The sequence below is a fragment of the Asaia prunellae JCM 25354 genome (assembly GCF_000613885.1).
GTDB classification, from domain to species: domain Bacteria; phylum Pseudomonadota; class Alphaproteobacteria; order Acetobacterales; family Acetobacteraceae; genus Asaia; species Asaia prunellae.
In genome coordinates this window covers 1-17063 of the sequence record NZ_BAJV01000025.1, presented here as the reverse complement: position 1 = coordinate 17063, position 17063 = coordinate 1, and the positions used below count along the sequence as shown (strand labels likewise).

Genomic DNA, 17063 nt, shown 5'->3' with positions numbered 1-17063 from the left:
ATTGTGATTGAGAGAGACTCTGCGCCTCGGAAACTGGAACGTTGGCAGAACTTGCTGTGGACATTGATCGCAATGACGCCTTTTAGCTAGTAGAATAAAGCCAGGGGAACAATCGAAGCTTTCTGCCTGGTACCTTCAACTTATCTAAACCCCTGTGTCTGTTTATTCAACGCGTCACCCGGCTTATCTCATCACGCGAAATACCTATTCTCTTCCGGCTTTTGTCTACGTGCGCCCTATCATACAGCTCCGTCTGCCGGCCGGGCTGAAAGAAAATATCATCAGCCCGGATAACAGGACCGTATTCATGTCATCTGGTTAAAGCGTTCCGGCTTAATCCGCACGTTGGCTTTCATTTGCTATCCACCCCTGCACACGCTGACGCAGAAGGGCGAGCGGCATCGCACCTTCATCCAGAACAAGATCGTGAAACCGTCTCTCATCAAATTTCGCGCCAAGCTTTTTTTCGGCCTCGTGACGAAGCTCGATGATGGTCAATTCGCCGATCTTGTAACCCAACGCCTGACCGGGCCAGGAAATATAACGATTGGTCTCGTTCTGGATATTCTTTTCGGCGAGTGCGGTATTGTCCCTCAAGCAGGACAGCGCCTGATCGCGGGACCAGTTTTTCCAGTGAATGCCAACATCCACAACTAGTCGGCAGGCGCGCCACATCTCCATGGAAAGCTGGCCAAAACGTTCATAGGGCGTTGGATAGAGGCCGATCTCGCTGACGAGCTGCTCGGCATAGAGTGCCCAGCCCTCGACAAAGGCTGTTGTCGCATAATCGCGACGGAAACCCGGAAGATCAGTCATTTCCTGAGCAAGGGCAATCTGGATGTGATGGCCCGGCACCCCTTCATGGGCAACGAGAGAAGGTAATTCATAGAGCGGTCGCTGATCCAGATGAGAGGTATTGATCATCAATCCACCTGAGATACCCAGGACCGGACTGCCAGGATCGTAACGCCCGGTTGTGTAACCCTCTTCAATTGCACGCGGGACCTCTCTGACGCCATAAGTGAGACGAGGCAATCTTCCGATCACACGCGGCAATTCGCCATCAATTTTCTTGGCCAGAAAACTCGCCTTTTCGAGCAATGCCTGACGCGTAGTTACATAAAACCGCGGATCGGCCTTGATCATCGTAACGAAAGCCCTGAAGTCGCCATGAAAGCCGACCGCATCCATCTGGCGCTGCATTTCCCCGTGAATCCGGGCAATCTCGGACTGCCCGAGGGCAAATATCTGGTCTGGCGTAAGTGTGGTGGTCGTCTCACTCCGTACGAGATAAGCGTAATAAGCCTGCCCTTCAGGCAGGGAAGACGCGCCCAGAGTATCGCGACTGGCTGGCAGATATTCAGTCTGAAAAAACCGGGCCAGAGCCAGCTCGGCCGGTTTGATCTTCTCATGCACGATACGTTCACCCTCTGCACGCAGGGACTGACGCAGAGCAAGGGGCATGGAGTCAGGCAGGGTATCAAACGGGCGTAAAGCCGCATTGTCCCGTTCGGGAAGCGCAGCTTGCGCCTTGACGGCCCGCAAGGCGATCTCGGCAATCAGACGCGGCTGAACGAAATGCGTTTTGATACCCCGACGCATATTATCGATCTGCTGCGCGTCATAAACCGGGATACGGCTCATTCGTACCAGCCAGTGACGGGCATCAGCCTCGCTACGTAACGGCGTATTATCAGCCGCGTACCCGACTTCCTGAAAGAAACCCTCATCGCTGGTAAAGGGGATTCGTGATGTATCAAATTTCTGACCATCAATAGCCAGATCGTTTTCCCACATCATGAGCTGCGCGTTCAGCTGAGCCTCACCTTTGAGCGCTTTGAGGTCCAGACGGGTCAGACGCTCCCTGAATGCCATCCTCTGCCTGAGACGCGCTGCTTCAGCCTGCTGTGTATCATCAGGCCAGCGTTCCGCTGCATCTGGATCACCACGCGAAGCTGCCGCAACCGGATCGAGAGCCGCGTTGAAACGATCGTAATCGCTGACGATCTGAGCAATATCATCTGCGTGCGCGACAAGGGGAGCCATAATCAGTCCGAGCCCCAGGAACAGGACAAGACCGCAACTGCTTCGGACCTTCTTTCTCCATTGTGCGCGCATCATACCCCCTGAAAAAACAATTCGCAGTCATAACGACCTGTTAGGCAGTATCCGTCAATGCCTGACAGGAAGCAGCCTGAATGTGCCTTGTCACCCTATGGAAGTATGACAGGCCTGACACGACTGCGTCATGTCATCGAAACTTCATGCAAACGTGCTGACCCGGGCGCTATCCCTCCGGAAAGAGATCATTTCATCATCAATGAACAGGGTATCTGCATGCTTTTGCCAAGACGTCATTTCCTCCGCTCTGCAGCCCTGACTGGCCTGGCCGCAGGTACAATTGGTCTGAGCGCACGCGCACACGCTGTGGCACCCCAGCGCCCGGCCATGCTCGCCCATGACGATTTCAGCTTCCTGTTTCTGACGGATACCCATATCCAGCCCGAACTTGAGGCGTCGAAAGGCTGCCTCGACTGTTTCCGTCAGGCACGTACAGCAAAAGCCGATTTCACTATCCAGGGAGGGGATCATGTTTTCGATGCGTTGGGCGTGCCGAAATCACGCGCAATGAGCCTGATGGATCTTTACAAGCAGACCGCGGAAACCCTGGGACATCAGGTTTATAATACAATAGGCAATCACGACTGTCTCGGGATCTACACCAAAAGCGGGATCGAACCGACCGACCCCCTTTATGGCAAGAAATATTACACGGATAATTTTGGTGCACCCTATTATTCATTTGATCACAAGGGTGTGCATTTTGTCGTACTCGATTCAATCGGGATCACCCCGGACCGGGCTTATGAAGGTTTCATTGACCCCGTTCAGCTTGCCTGGCTGGACCATGATCTCGCGTCAATTCCTGCTGGCATGCCGGTCATTGTCTCGACCCATATTCCGCTGGTCACAGCCGTTGAAGATTACGCCCCACCTCCAGGCAAACCGCCAGCCCATCAGGGCACGCGCATCAGAAATGCCTATCAGGTGCTGGACCTCTTTGACCGTTACAACGTGATCGGTGTGTTTCAGGGACATACCCATGTCTATGAGACTGTGACCTGGCATGGGGTGCCCTATATCACCGGTGGTGCTGTCTCAGGTAACTGGTGGCATGGCACAAGACTGGGTACGGCTGAAGGCTATCTGAATGTACGCGTCGAAAAAGGTCGCGTGATACCCGAATATGTCACCTATGGTTTCAAGACCATCGATCCGAAAAACACCTGACCTTATTATACAGCAGCTGACAGCCTCCTTCGGGAGACTGTCACTGGACGCCCGGAAATCGGCGCGGTATGGCCGGTCCATGCGGCTCCTGTACCTGACAGCCCCGATATCCAGGGATCTCCTGACCACGCGCGCGCTCTTGTGCAACGGAGCTCGCTGATGCGTGTCGAGGAACTGCCCTGGCGCTCGCCCGATGCTTTCATCGCGCACTATGGCAGTAAGCCATGGTCCGTACTGCTTGATAGCGGTGGCCCGGTCAGCGAACGGACACGCTGGTCGTTTTTCTGCTGTAGCCCTTCGGCAACCTTCACAGGCAATGAAACCGGCGACTGGACGCACCTGTCTGCTTTTATGCCTTCGCGCACCGCCCCTAACTCCCTACCTTTTACCGGCGGAGTAGTCGGCCTCGCCAGTTACGAGGCTGGTCTGGCACTGGAAGGTATTATTTCACGCCACGCGCCAGTCATTCCCGCTCTCACCCTTGCCCGTTATGACGGCGCCTATGCTTTCGACCGACTGCAGAAACGGCTTTTCTGGAGCAGCTACTGTGACGCATCCCAGCCAGTGCCTCTGCCTGAATGCTCTGCTCCCTCATCCCGTCTCCCTCACCTGCTCTTCACCCCCGATCTCGACCGCAGAGATTTCTGCGACGCAGTGAAGGAAATTATCGCACGGATCAACAATGGCGAACTGTTTCAGGCCAACCTGACCACACAGTTCCGGGCTACCTGCACGGCCCCGATTCAGGCCAACGCGGTTTACCGTAAACTGCGTCATGTCTCACCCGCTCCTTTTGGTGCCTATTTCAACACACCCGGTTTCGCCCTGCTTTCGGCTTCCGTTGAGCGTTTTCTCAACATGAATACATCCGGACTGATCGAAACGCGTCCGATCAAGGGAACGGCTCCGCTTGGCATCGATGAAGAGGACAATATCCGGATCGCCAGGGCCTTGAGACAGGATGAAAAGGAATATGCCGAGAACCTGATGATCACCGATCTCATGCGTAACGATATCGGTCGTGTCTCGCTCATCGGTTCGGTACATGTGCCTGCGCTTTGTACCGTGGAACGGTTCACCCACGTTCATCATCTTGTCTCGGCTGTTACTGGCCAGCTCATGAATGACATGACTGCGCTTGACCTTCTGCACGCCACCCTGCCCCCCGGCTCGGTCACAGGCGCGCCCAAACATCAGGCACTCAAGGTGATTGATAAAATCGAACGTGCCGCAAGAGGGGCTTATTGTGGCTCCCTGTTTCGTATCGGCGCCGATGGTGCACTGGATAGCAGCGTAATCATTCGCAGCCTGGTGCTCGGGTCCGGCAGCGTGACCCTTGGCGCCGGATGCGGCATCACCACCCTTTCGGATCCCGAACGGGAGTATGATGAACTCTGCCTGAAAGCAGCCCCCCTACTTGGAATGTTCGAAACATGATTCATGCCTGGCTCAATGACCGCCTGATTGCAGCTGGGTCTGCCTGTATCAAGAGTACCGACCGGGGCTTTCTGCTCGGGGATGGCGTATTTGAGACCATGCGGTTGCAGAGAGGAAAAATCATACGGCTTGAGGCGCATCTTGCCCGGCTTGCGGATGGGGCAGCATTGCTTCAGATTCCTCAGCCATCCGACGAGAGCCTTAGTACGTCGCTTGAAATGCTTATTGAGGCCAATAACCAGAACTCTGGATCGCTACGTCTTACCCTGAGCCGCGGAGCGGGACCACGAGGTCTTCTGCCACCAGCAGCCCCCAGCCCGACACTGCTCATCACCCAGTCTGCACCGGTACCACCTCCTGGTCCCTGCCGTCTTCATGTCAGCCGGTACCGTCGCGATGGGGCCTCACCGCTGAGCCATATCAAGCATCTCAATTATCTGCCGCAGATCCTCTCGCGTATTGAAGCTCACAAGGCAGGTTACGACGATTCCCTGCTGCTTTCTGCTCACGGCGACTATATTGCTGAAGCCAGCGCCTCGTCGCTCATCATGCTGAGCAAGGGTCAGTTGCTGACCCCCCCGCTTGAAGATGGCGCTCTGGCAGGCACCGCACGCGCCGCATTGATCAAGGCAGGGTTGTGCAGAGAAGCGCATCTTTCCCTTGCCGCTCTATGCAGGGCAGATGCGGCCTGGCTCATCAACAGTCTGTCGATGAGAGAGGTCCATGCCGTGGAGGAGATATCGCTCCCGCGTCATGACATCTGGAGCAGGGATCTCGATCACGCCCTATTCGAGTAAATCAGATGATTTCTGCTCTCACAGAACGGGTCCGATCATGGCCAGCACATTATGCCATAGACGACGAGACCAGCGCCAGGCACGGACTTCTTCCAGAGTGATCTCTGTCGCGGCGGCTGTATAGCTCTGTTGGCGGGCATGAATTTCAGCAGTGAAATCCCTGTCGCTGAACAGAATGTTGTTTTCAAAATTCAGATCGAAACTGCGCCGGTCGAGATTGGCTGAACCAATCATGCCCATACGCCCATCAAGGTCAGTGCCTTGGTATGAAGCAGACCAAGCGGGTATTCGAAAATCCTTACGCCAGCCTCGAGCAGCTCCTCATAATAGCTGCGGCTGGCTCCCCCCACAATCCAGGAATCATTGCGTGTCGGCACGGTCAGGGTCACGCGCACACCCCGTCGTGCCGCCGCGCATAACGCTGCCTGTATCGGTTCGTCAGGAACATAATAAGGCGTGGTTACTGTCAGCTCCTGGGCAGAAGCATTCATGAGCGATGTAAAGACCTCGGGCATGGCAGCATAACGCAATGCGGCACTTGTGCCGATCACCTGGGCCACAAAACCCTCGCCATCCTCATTCACGGGTGCCGAAGCGAGAAGCGGGCCAAGATCCTCATCCGTATGTGCCATCCAGTCCGTCGCAAACAGATGCTGGTTCTGGAGCACAACCGGCCCTTCAAAGCGCGTCATGAGATCGACCCAGGGCGCGAAACGCGCTTTCACCCGAAACTCAGGATCGGCACAATTCTGGCTGCCGCAATAAGTGACCCGGTTATCGATCACCACGATCTTGCGATGATTGCGCATGTCCATGCGCCCATGCAACGGCCAGGTCAGGATATTACCCATAGGCATGGCGCGAACAAGATGCGCGCCAGCCTTCTGCATTTTCTTCCATGACGGATGGGCGATCAGGCGGCGCGAGCCCAAATCATCAGCCATTACACGACAGGTCACACCGCGAGAGGCTGCACGACAGACAGCATCGATGATCTTGGTACCATTATTATCGGTCAGCCAGATATAGAAGCACAGGTGCACATGGTCACACGCTGCGTCGATATCACGCACCATGGAATCAATTGCAGCATTGGAATCCGGGAGCAGTCGCGCCCGGTTTCCCGCTTCCGGCGGATAACCGCTGGCCGACTGACCGACACGAAACAGGGGAGCTAGACGCGGCGGCAGATGATACTTGCCCTCTGCGTCAATCAGATCCTCGCTGCTCTTGCCCGGGATATGCAGGGTTTTGCGGGCTTCGGTAATACGCGCTACCAGACGGCGCCCCATATTGGTCTCGCCCAGCATGAGATAGGCGAGTGTTCCGAGCACGGGCAAGGCCCCGATGATGGCTACCCAGGCCACGCGAGACGCTGGCTGGCGGTGCGGACGCAAAAGGGCCCGTCCGATAAAAATCAGCTGAACCACAAAGCTCAGCAAGGCACCCGTCAGGCGCCAGCCAGTCATTTCCATGAATTAAGGCCCCTTATCCTTGCGTCTCACGCACAGGATGGCCTATTGCGCCGCAAGCTTGTCTGTTTTCTCAGGCAAAAGCCTGAAACGCAGACGCATGACAGAAGCGCCGACATGCGCGCCCGAAATATTCATCTTGAGGTCAAGCTTGACGCCATACTGGTTTTCAAGCACTGCGGCTCCGACCCCGGAGCCAACTGCAGCATCTGCCTTGACCGTCCAGTAAGTCCCATCGAACTGGTCGAGCCTTGCCAGATCCTTGACCGTGCCTGTCCCCTTGACGGCAATATATCCAAGCGAGGCGATGCCGCCCCCGCCAATTTCGAAGGCGTAATCCTTGCCGTTATAATGCAGCGTACCTTTGCCCCACTCATAACCAAGCCCACCACCAACTTCCTTGAGACTGAAGCTTATGGAGCTGGGAGTGGCTGAAACCGGACCGGTCTGCGCAGGACTCTGCCCTGTCAATGTGTCAGGCTGATTCGGCGCGGCCACAGCAGGCAGGCTGACGATACAAAGAGGGAGAAACGCGGCAAAAGCCGCAAAAGAACGTGGAAACATGACCTTCGCCTCCTTCTTGTTCGACCAGGCTTGCTGTTCTGACGTCAAAGCCCTGAATGAGTTGCCTGAAAGGCATCTTACGCCTGAAATACGCTTCTGCAAATCAGGGCTCAGACAGGAATGAAAATTCCAGATAACAGCAAATCAGACACAAAAAGACATTTTAAGGGATGGCCAAGGCAACGCTGATCACAGTTTCGAGTTCTTCCACCTGACCCTTGCAAGTGGAACAGGTTGAACGTGCCGAGACTCCGATTGATCGCTTCAACCCTGCACCGCACCGCCCGTCTTTTGCCAGCCCTGAGCGTGACGGCCCTGATGCTGAGTGGATGTCAGGCGGATCACATTTCGTTCCTTGATCCGGCCGGTCCGATTGCTTCGCTCCAGAAACACTGGTTCATGCTGCTTTCGGGTGGTCTGCTGCTGGTCATTCTTCCTGTTCTTATCGGCGTACCGCTCTGCCTCTGGCATTACAGGGCATCGAACAGAAAGGCGCGCTTCCTCCTGACTGGGATTTTGCTCTCCCTCTCGAATTCCTGGTGTGGGGGTTCCCGGCAATTGTCGTCATTGCCTTTTCCCTTCTGGTCTGGGGACCGGAACGACGCTACAGCCCCGAACGAGCCATCGGCGAGGCTCCCCCTTGCGGGTCGAAGTCGTTGCGCTGAACTGGAAATGGCTCTTTGTTTATCCGGACGCGCATATCGCGAGCCTGGATCATCTCGTTCTTCCCCAGGGGCGCGAAGTCGAATTTCACCTGACATCTGACGCCACCATGCAGTCCTTTCTGATTCCTTCCCTGGGGAGTCAGATCTACGCCATGGCAGGTATGGTAACGCACCTGCATCTTGAAGCTGACCGTATCGGGCGGCTCATGGGTGAAAACACACAATTCAACGGCATGGGCTTCCAGGACCAGAAATTCCCTGTCGACATAGTATCTGCCGATCATTTCGCGCATTGGCTGACAGAAGCAACCAACAGTACCTTGCATCTCGACCAAACGACTTATCGCCTCCTGCGCAAACAGGAAAACGGTCGCAGGACAGCCCGGGCTCTCACCAATGACCCAGCGGCCTCAATGCCGGTCTTCTCTTCAGTGCCCGAGCATTTCTTTCACGGCATCGTCATGCGTTACGACGCCACAGCTTCGCCGGGTTCCGGCTGACGCGGGCTGGTTATCCCGTCACTTCAGTAATACCCTCAGACCGGAGATCAGTTCTTGCGTCACTTTCTGCTCGGCTCGCTCGGCTATGACGCCCTGCCTTTCTACAGTACGATCGCCACACTTGCCGCTTCAGTTGTCGTACTCGGCGCGCTCGCAGTGCTGGTTTTCGTCACCTGGCTCAAGGGCTGGGGAACACTCTGGTCCGGGTGGCTGACCAGTGTCGACCACAAGAAAATCGGCATCATGTATGTCGTGGTCTCGTTCGTCATGATGGCGCGAGCCGTTGCTGAAGCTGCCGTCATGCGCTCGCAACAGGCCGTAGCCTATAACAACCCAGGCTTCATCCCTCCGGAGCATTTCGCGCAGCTTTTCACCACCCATGGCACAATCATGATTTTCTTCATGGCCATGCCCTTTCTGATCGGCATCTACAACTTCGTATTGCCCCTTCAGATCGGCGCACGGGATGTCTCCTTCCCGGTCATGAATTCGATCAGCCTCGGTCTGACAACTGCAGGGGCCGTTCTGCTGATGATCTCGCTCTGCATAGGCAAATTCTCGACCGGTGGGTGGACAGGCTACCCGCCCTATACCGAGCTCTCCTTCAGTCCGGGGGTGGGAGTGGACTACTGGATCTGGGCGCTGACGCTGAGTTCGGTCGGCAATACCATGACAGGGATCAATTTCGCAGTAACCGTCTACAAGAAGCGCGCACCGGGCATGACACTCTTCAGAATGCCGCTCTTTGCCTGGACGGCGCTTTGCATCTCCATCCTGATGATTTTTGCCATGCCGCCTCTGACCGTGGCCACGCTGATGCTGGCGATGGATCGTTATCTGGATATGCATTTCTTCACCAATGATCTTGGTGGGAACATGATGAATTATATCAACATGTTCTGGCTCTTCGGCCATCCCGAAGTCTACATTCTGATCCTGCCCGCTTTTGGTGTGTATTCCGAGACAATAGCCACATTCTCAAACAAACGGCTTTATGGCTATACGTCGCTGGTCTGGGCCACTGTCTCGATTGCTGTCCTGTCCTTCACCGTCTGGCTCCATCATTTCTTCACCATGGGTCAGGACGGCAATGTCAATGCCGTATTCGGCATTGCCACGATGCTCATTGCCATTCCGACAGGGGTCAAGATCTATGACTGGCTGCTGACCATGGTGCGGGGACGCATCAGGATCAGCGTACCCATGCTCTATGCCTGCGCCTTCATGATGCTGTTTGTCGTGGGCGGCGCAACAGGCGTCATGCTGGCCAATCCGGGCTTCGACTATCAGGTTCATAACACGCTGTTTCTGGTCGCCCATTTTCATAACATGCTCATACCCGGTCTGCTTTTTGGCATGTTGAGCGCCTATCACTACTGGTTTCCCAAGGCTTTTGGTTTTCGCCTGCATGAGGGCTGGGGGCGGGTTGTCTTCGGATGCTGGGTGGGCGGCTTCATTCTCGCCTTCATGCCGCTCTATATCGTGGGTGCGCTTGGCATGCCCCGGCGGAGCAGGAATTCTTCGAGGCCGTCTACAAACCCTATCTCTGGGTCGCACTCTGTGGCGCCCTGCTGGTGCTGGCCGCTTTTGCCTGCATGATCATTCAGCTCTGGGTCAGCATCCGCCAGCGCGAGGCTCTTTCCGTTAGTGCAGGAGATCCATGGAATGGGCGTACGCTGGAATGGTCTGTGGCAGCACCACCGTCAGAATACAACTTTGCCCTGATCCCTCAGATCGACTGTGTTGATGCTTTTCACGAGTCCAAGAAACATCGTGATGCCTGGCGCGCTCCGGAACATTATTTCGATATCGAACTTCCCTCGAATACGCCTGTCGGCTTTGTCTGCTGCGTCGCCAGTGGCGTGTTCGGCTTTGCGCTGACATGGCATATCTGGTGGGCCGTGCTTCTGGGCGCTGTCGTCTTCTTCGGTGCGATCATTCTTCGCAGCTTCAACCGCACAACCTCGCATATCATTCCTGCAGCTGAAGTGCGGAAGACAGAAGAACGCTGGCTGCTCACCCTGCGTGAGACAGGTTTTATCGAAAACGAAGCGATGTTCACGACCGCCAATAACGGTCTGGTCAGGGAGCCAGTCTGATGGCGCAAAGCGTGCAAGGCAAAGGGCCGAGTCATATCGGCATACGTCTGAGCAATTCTGCCCCGGCATCACACAGGGAGGAGGCACGTACACAGGCTGAAGAGGCTCTGTTCGGTTTCTGGATCTTCCTGATGAGTGATCTCATCATATTTTCCATGCTGTTCGTGACCTATGCCACGATGGGACATTCCCTGGCTGGTGGCCCGGGACCGCATGAGCTGTTTGATCTCTCTTCCGCTGCCTGGGAAACTGTTGCCCTGCTCGCCAGCAGCTTTACCTGCGGTCTGGCCACTCTGGCCATGCGCTATGATCGCTCCCTAGCAAAAACACTGCTCTGGTTCGCTATCACGCTATTCCTTGGTCTGGTTTTTCTCTCGCTTGAGCTGCATGATTTCATGACCATGGCCTCAAAGGGTGGTGTGCCGTCGCGTTCGGGCTGGCTTTCTGCCAGCTGGGCGCTCATCGCCACGCACGGTCTTCATGTCACGAGCGGCTGTATCTGGATGCTCATCATGTTCGTACAGGCTGCAAAATTTGGCCTCGACCCGCTCGTGCAGACACGCTTCATGCGTCTTGCCCTGTTCTGGCATTTTCTCGACATCATATGGATCGGGATTTTCTCGATCGTCTATCTTCTGGGGGTGCTGTCATGAATGCAGATCATGAGATGGAGCGCCGACAGGAGTTACGCGGCTACAGTATAGGCCTCGTTCTGGCCGTGCTGCTTTCAGCCCTGCCCTTTGCCGGGGTAATGCTGGGCCTGTTTCCCAGAGCTGCCCTGATCTGGATCATCGCCATCGCCGCACTCTGTCAGGTTGTCGTACATTTCCGCTTTTTTCTGCATATCGACCTGTCGAGCTCTCATCGTGATGACCTGCAGCTGATCCTGTTTTCCCTGCTGATCGTCGCCCTCATGGTGGGTGGAACGCTCTGGGTGCTCGGCAATGCCCACGCGATGATGGGCTGAATGCCTGACGCGGACCAAAATGGCTTATAATTGCTCCCCCGTGGACACGCTGAAGTCACACGGACATCGATTTTCATGTCCCTGATATCCGGGGTTCTGCCATGCTTCATCACAGAACCCCGCTGGTACAATGGTAAAATGCCGCTCAGAGCTGCGGCATGGCCCCGTGAACCGGAAGCAGGGCTCCATTGGTATAGGTATTATTGGGGTCTGCCAGATAGACATAGGCTCCAGCCAGCTCGGCGGGCTGGCCCGGACGACCCATGGGAGCCTGAGAACCAAAGGATTCATGCTGTTCTGGCGGCATTCCCGTAGCGATGAACGGTGTCCATATAGGGCCAGGAAGGACGGCATTCACCCGGACACCTTTTTCAACCAGGCTTCCGGCAAGTCCGACCGTGAAATTGGCAATCGCTGCCTTGGTCATGGAATACGGAATCAGAATAGGCATTGGCGTGCGCGTATTGACAGACGACGTGTTGATGATCGACGCACCGGGCTTGAGATGGGGCAAAGCCGCCTTTGTCAAATAGAACATCGCATGAATATTCGTGTCGAAATGACGACGCCATTCCTCGTCTGAAATCTCCAGAAAATCCTCTCTCGGATGCTGGAACGCAGCATTGTTGACGAGAATATCCAGACCTCCGAGCTGGTCGAGCGTATAGGAAACGAGATGTTCACATTGCGCCTTTTCGCGGATGTCACCCGGCAGGAGCAGGCATTTGCGCCCGATTTTCTCGATGGTCGAGGCGATGGCCTTGGCGTCAGTTTCCTCTGCCTCGAGATAGGAGAGAGCGATATCCGCCCCCTCTTTCGCAAAGGCAACTGCTACGGCGCGGCCAATACCTGAATCTCCACCGGTGATCAGGGCAACGAGCCCTGCAAGGCGCCCATTGCCCTTGTAGCTGTCTTCGCCATAATCGGGCTCAGGTGTCATCTTGGCAGACACACCCGGAAATTCCTGCGGCTGCGTCTTGAAAGGCGGTCGGGGATAGCGTGAACGCGGATCGATCAAAGTCATGGGGCTCGTTTCCAATGAAAGGTTGACGAGCTTGCAACGACCCCCTCGTGTACGAGTTTGGCGCCTTTATTATTGATGACAAAGGCAACTTTGCCCGTCATGCGAGCAAGAGGAACGCCACCTCTATCAAGAGGCTCGTTCGGCGATGACCTTTACTGCTTCGATCACCCATTCTGCTGCACGTATGCCGTCGATGCCCGCAGAGAGAATACCGCCCGCATAGCCCGCGCCCTCCCCTGCAGGGAACAGCCCGGTCAGACCCGGGCTTTGCCCGTCCGCACCACGCGGCATCCGGATGGGCGAAGATGTACGCGTTTCTACCCCTGTCAGAACCGCATCACCCATTGAAAAGCCCTTCAGCTTTCGTTCAAACGCAGGCAGAGCCTCCCGAATGGCCTCGACAGCAAAATCGGGCAGGCAGAGCGAAAGGTCAGTCGGTGTCACACCCGGCTTGTAGGACGGCACAACATCCCCAAGACTCGTCGAGGGTCGTCCGGCAAGAAAATCCTCGACTTTCTGTGCAGGGGCCCTGTAATCGCCTCCGCCAGCCACGAACGCTGCCCGCTCCCAGTGACGCTGGAATGCCACGCCACCCAGCACATCATCCGGATAATCACGCTCGGGGGACACATCGACCACAATTCCTGCATTAGCATTGCGCTCGGCGCGGGAATACTGGCTCATGCCGTTGGTCACGACCTGATTGGGTTCCGACGTCGCCGCGACCACGGTGCCACCGGGGCACATGCAGAAAGAATAGACAGCCCGGCCATTCCTGGCGTGATGCACGAGCTTGTAATCGGCAGCTCCCAGAAGCGGGTGACCGCCCTGATCGCCAAAACGCGCGCAGTCTATCAGCGATTGCGGATGCTCTATCCGCACACCGATGGAAAATGGCTTGGGTTGCATCGGCACTCCTGCATCGCGCAGCATTTCAAACGTGTCGCGCGCGCTGTGTCCCACTGCCAGAATGGCGTGTTCGGTTTCAAGAACCGTACCATCCGACAGAACAAGCCCTTTGAGACGGCCTGGCGTATCTTCGGTAACGAGCCCGTCAACCCGCACACCAAAACGGTAACTCCCCCCGAGGCTCTCGATTTGGGCCCGGATGTGCTCGACCATAGAGACGAGGCGGAACGTCCCGATATGGGGTTTGGAAACATAAAGAATTTCCTTAGGCGCACCTGCCTTGACGAATTCCTCCATGACCTTGCGCCCCAGATGGCGCGGATCGCTGACACCGCTATAGAGCTTGCCGTCAGAAAATGTTCCGGCACCGCCCTCGCCGAACTGCACATTGCTCTCCGGAGTCAGCTCGGCACGACGCCACAGGGCAAAAGTGTCTACCGTACGCTCGCGCACAACCTTGCCACGCTCGATCACAATCGGACGCAGACCGGCCTGAGCCAGAATGAGTGCCGCCATCACACCGCAAGGACCTGCGCCGATCACCACAGGGCGGGATGATTTCGAGGATCCGGCTGTAACGGCAGGAAGGACGTAGGACGTATCGGGCGTCGGCTTGATCGATGGCACGTTATCATGCGCTGCCAGTACTGCCTGCTCGTCTTCAATCGTGCAGTCGACACTGTAGACAAGCATGATCTGCCCGCGCTTGCGGGCATCATAGCCGCGACGCGCTACCGAGAAATCGTGGAGCGCAGCGCTCTCGATTCCCAGGCGCGAAAGAATCGCTTCGCGCAGGGCATCATGCGGATGGTCGAGGGGGAGCCTGAGTTCGGTTAGCCGGATCATGTCCGGCTGGAAGTCACGGAGAGAGGGCCGTTGTCAAGAAAAGAATAGCGAACGGAATGATGTCTACGTCTGTCAGCCCCGGCCATCACCCCGCCTTCCCCTGCCTTCGGCAGGGAGAGCCGCCTGCGGTCAGAGAGCCGGCCGCTGCGCCTCGGTACGATCGCGGATTGCCTTGAATTCCGATCCCTGCTTCCAGCTCGGCCACATACGTGAAAAGGCAAGGCTGCGCCCTACTTCATAAAGTGCTGCAGCATCTTCCGCCGCGCCACGCAGATCCCAGCTGGCACTCCAGGCATCACAGCTGATGATAGCAGGCCATATAACCATCAAGCCATTTGCGACCGGCAGAAACACCACCATTTACCAGATCCGGGTATCCGGCGAGATCCATGATCGGCAGAACCGGTACACCGGCACGGGCAAACGGCAGATGATCCGCCCGATAGAAAGCCCCCCGCTCGGGCAGGGCCTCATTCTGGGTCACTCGTCCCTGGGAAGCCGCGATCGTCGCAAAGTCATCCTGCAGACTGTTCTGTCCTGCACCAACAAGAAAGGCATTATGCGACAACCCACCCATCTGCAGCACGTCGATCGTGAAATTTGCAACGGCTTTGTCGAGTGAAATCAGAGGATGCTCAACATACCATGTAGAGCCCAGCAATCCCCGCTCTTCTGCCGTCCATGCCCCGAAGACAATTGTGCGCTCCGGTGCAGGACCGGATTTGAAGGCTCGTGCAATTTCGAGAATGGCCGCTATGCCAGAGGCATCATCAATAGCGCCGTGGCGGATCATGTCACCACCATGAGGTCCCTTGCTCTTGCCGAAAGCATCCCAGTGCGCACCATAGATAATCGTTTCATCCGGGTGCGTGGTACCGGGAATCTTGGCCAGAACGTTACGACTCTGCAGGTGCTGTGTGCTGACATCAAGCTCCGTTGTCAGAGCCATACCTCCGAGAGCAACCGGCTTGAAATCAGGGCGGCGTGCGGCTTCGCTCAACGCATCCAGATCGAGCCCTGCCCGTGCAAAAAGCTCATGCGCTGCTTTGTTTTCGAGCCAGCCGTGAAGCAGCAGGGAGTCAGGCGTCTCTGGTCGATCAAGGGCAAAATTCTCACCTCCAGATGCAATCACCGTGCTCCATGGATAGCTCGCCGCTTCAGTATCATGAACAATCAGCGCTCCAACGGCTCCACGACGCGCGGCCTCTTCGAATTTATAGGTCCAGCGACCAAAATAGGTCATGGTCCTGCCACCAAAACGACCGGCAACCGCCTCACCCGACTTTGCCCTGAAATCAGGATCGTTGATCAGGATAACCGCGATCTTGCCCTTCAGATCCACGTTCTTGAAATCATCCCAGTCACGTGCCGGAGCATCAACACCGTAACCCACAAAAACCAGAGGCGCTTCGGTGATCCTGATCTGTGAAGCCGGATGACTGGTGGTCAGATAGATTTCCCGGGACTGCGTAAACTCGAGCCCTTCAGATCCCCGCTGCTGAAACTGTACACGAGAATCAGGCGCAATCCGGGTGTGCAACATGGGAACTTCCTGCGTCCAGCCCCCCTTCTCGCCGGCGGGCTGCAAGCCAATCGCCTGAAACTGCGCTACAAGATAATTCACGGTTCGTACGGCACCGATCGTCCCGGGCGAACGGCCCTCGAAGGGGTCTGAGGCCAGTGTACGAATGACTTCAGACATACGGGCAGGATTCACAGGAGCAAAGACGGGCGGCTCAGCTGCCAGGGCTGTCGATCCAAGCAAACCCAGTACTGATAGAAACGCAGAGATTTTAAAACGGGCTGATCGCATCATTATTTCCCTGTCTTGGTTGAAACGGCGACGAAGCTTCCGTTTTTTGTCTTGATTTGCGTACTGGCGTGAGGCGCCACCACTCGAGCATTTCACTTATGCGCGCCCGACTTATGGGCGCATAATGAACATCATGATCACAAGGGTCGTGACATCTTCCGGCTTTGATACATGAATGACGATAGAGCGTATCCACATAGCGGGTTACAAGCTGCTTCCTGCTGCAAATCCAGAAGGTTTTGAAATTCCTTGGTGTGGTCGAGCCAATATGACGCCCAGCCTCCAGGCTCATGACCTGACCATATCCTGCCAGAGCCCGTTGTCACTGACCGTGCATGATATCCTGATGACCTGAAACGATTTATATCGTTCTGGGGTCGAATTCTTCGACAGTAATGAGCCGGGAATCATCATGCAGGAAAGGACAGACTTCAAACTGGAACCAAAAAGACAGCGACAGCCTAGGCAGTCATCAGGATCGTTATGAACACGTTAACAAAAGAGCATTCGCATACAGTTTCCGCATACCACCCCACTGCCGAAGATAATTCAATGACGAAATTGACGTTTTTGATGACAAACCCTTTCTACATTCCATATTTGCCAAAATGAAATGCACCCGAATCCATACTGATATTTTAATAGTATAAGATATTATTAATGATCTATTATATTTATA

At 55.8% G+C, this 17063-nt stretch carries 13 protein-coding genes and 2 pseudogenes; 8 read left to right on the top strand and 7 right to left on the bottom strand.

All coding sequences use genetic code 11. The annotated features are described in order from the left end of the window. Positions 1-333: 333 nt before the first annotated feature. Positions 334-2046: a DUF885 domain-containing protein gene (locus tag JCM25354_RS15125; protein WP_051537446.1), complete on the bottom strand. Its 1713-nt coding sequence runs from the start codon at positions 2044-2046 to the stop codon at positions 334-336. 177 nt (positions 2047-2223) lie between these two features. On the opposite strand from JCM25354_RS15125, the gene JCM25354_RS15120 reads away from it, so the two are divergent. The 3 genes from JCM25354_RS15120 (at position 2224) to JCM25354_RS15110 (ending at position 5525) form a co-directional block, all read left to right on the top strand. Beyond that, positions 2224-3291 (top strand): metallophosphoesterase family protein, encoded by a 1068-nt coding sequence (locus JCM25354_RS15120; protein ID WP_243444103.1) that lies wholly within the window; start codon positions 2224-2226, stop codon positions 3289-3291. Between the two features lie 159 nt (positions 3292-3450). Further along, on the top strand, positions 3451-4728 hold the full coding sequence (locus JCM25354_RS15115) for an anthranilate synthase component I family protein (RefSeq protein WP_035448087.1): 1278 nt from the start codon (positions 3451-3453) through the stop codon (positions 4726-4728). Beyond that, positions 4725-5525, top strand: a complete 801-nt coding sequence (locus JCM25354_RS15110; RefSeq protein WP_025886679.1) for an aminotransferase class IV — start codon at positions 4725-4727, stop codon at positions 5523-5525. The genes JCM25354_RS15115 and JCM25354_RS15110 overlap by 4 nt, the downstream gene beginning before the upstream one ends. An 18-nt stretch (positions 5526-5543) precedes the next feature. Here JCM25354_RS15110 and cls read toward each other — a convergent pair. Continuing rightward, positions 5544-6994, bottom strand: a pseudogene (gene cls / locus JCM25354_RS19475) (cardiolipin synthase). A 48-nt stretch (positions 6995-7042) separates the two neighbouring features. Then, positions 7043-7561: a hypothetical protein gene (locus JCM25354_RS19470; RefSeq protein WP_025886678.1), complete on the bottom strand. Its 519-nt coding sequence runs from the start codon at positions 7559-7561 to the stop codon at positions 7043-7045. 224 nt (positions 7562-7785) lie between these two features. Here JCM25354_RS19470 and JCM25354_RS23160 point away from each other — a divergent pair, with 224 nt between their 5' ends. From JCM25354_RS23160 to cyoD, 5 genes and pseudogenes are all read left to right on the top strand, one after another. After that, positions 7786-7920: a hypothetical protein gene (locus tag JCM25354_RS23160; RefSeq protein ID WP_279379590.1), complete on the top strand. Its 135-nt coding sequence runs from the start codon at positions 7786-7788 to the stop codon at positions 7918-7920. A 281-nt stretch (positions 7921-8201) separates the two neighbouring features. Continuing rightward, positions 8202-8726, top strand: a complete 525-nt coding sequence (locus tag JCM25354_RS15085; RefSeq protein WP_025886676.1) for a cytochrome ubiquinol oxidase subunit II — start codon at positions 8202-8204, stop codon at positions 8724-8726. Positions 8727-8792: 66 nt separating this feature from the next. Beyond that, positions 8793-10825 (top strand): annotated as a pseudogene (locus JCM25354_RS19465) (cbb3-type cytochrome c oxidase subunit I). Continuing rightward, the gene (locus tag JCM25354_RS15075) at positions 10825-11478 is read left to right on the top strand and encodes a cytochrome c oxidase subunit 3 (RefSeq protein WP_025886675.1); all 654 of its coding nucleotides are present in this window, start codon (positions 10825-10827) and stop codon (positions 11476-11478) included. Before JCM25354_RS19465 ends, JCM25354_RS15075 begins: the two are co-directional and overlap by 1 nt. Beyond that, positions 11475-11792 carry a cytochrome o ubiquinol oxidase subunit IV gene (gene cyoD, locus JCM25354_RS15070; protein WP_025886673.1) on the top strand — a complete coding sequence of 106 codons (318 nt, stop codon included), beginning with the start codon at positions 11475-11477 and terminating at the stop codon, positions 11790-11792. The genes JCM25354_RS15075 and cyoD overlap by 4 nt, the downstream gene beginning before the upstream one ends. Positions 11793-11937: 145 nt before the next feature. Here the strand turns inward: cyoD and JCM25354_RS15065 are convergent, their stop codons facing one another. The 4 genes from JCM25354_RS15065 to JCM25354_RS19460 form a co-directional block, all read right to left on the bottom strand. Further along, entirely contained in the window at positions 11938-12816 is an 879-nt protein-coding gene (locus tag JCM25354_RS15065) for an SDR family oxidoreductase (RefSeq protein ID WP_025886671.1), read from the bottom strand. A gap of 126 nt (positions 12817-12942) precedes the next feature. Further along, positions 12943-14571, bottom strand: a complete 1629-nt coding sequence (locus JCM25354_RS15060; RefSeq protein WP_025886670.1) for an NAD(P)/FAD-dependent oxidoreductase — start codon at positions 14569-14571, stop codon at positions 12943-12945. 129 nt (positions 14572-14700) lie between these two features. After that, a complete protein-coding gene (locus JCM25354_RS23630) occupies positions 14701-14901 on the bottom strand; it encodes a hypothetical protein (RefSeq protein WP_369345806.1) in 201 nt (66 codons plus the stop codon). Beyond that, positions 14867-16273: a M20/M25/M40 family metallo-hydrolase gene (locus tag JCM25354_RS19460; RefSeq protein ID WP_369345805.1), complete on the bottom strand. Its 1407-nt coding sequence runs from the start codon at positions 16271-16273 to the stop codon at positions 14867-14869. Before JCM25354_RS19460 ends, JCM25354_RS23630 begins: the two co-directional genes overlap by 35 nt. Positions 16274-17063: the final 790 nt, after the last annotated feature.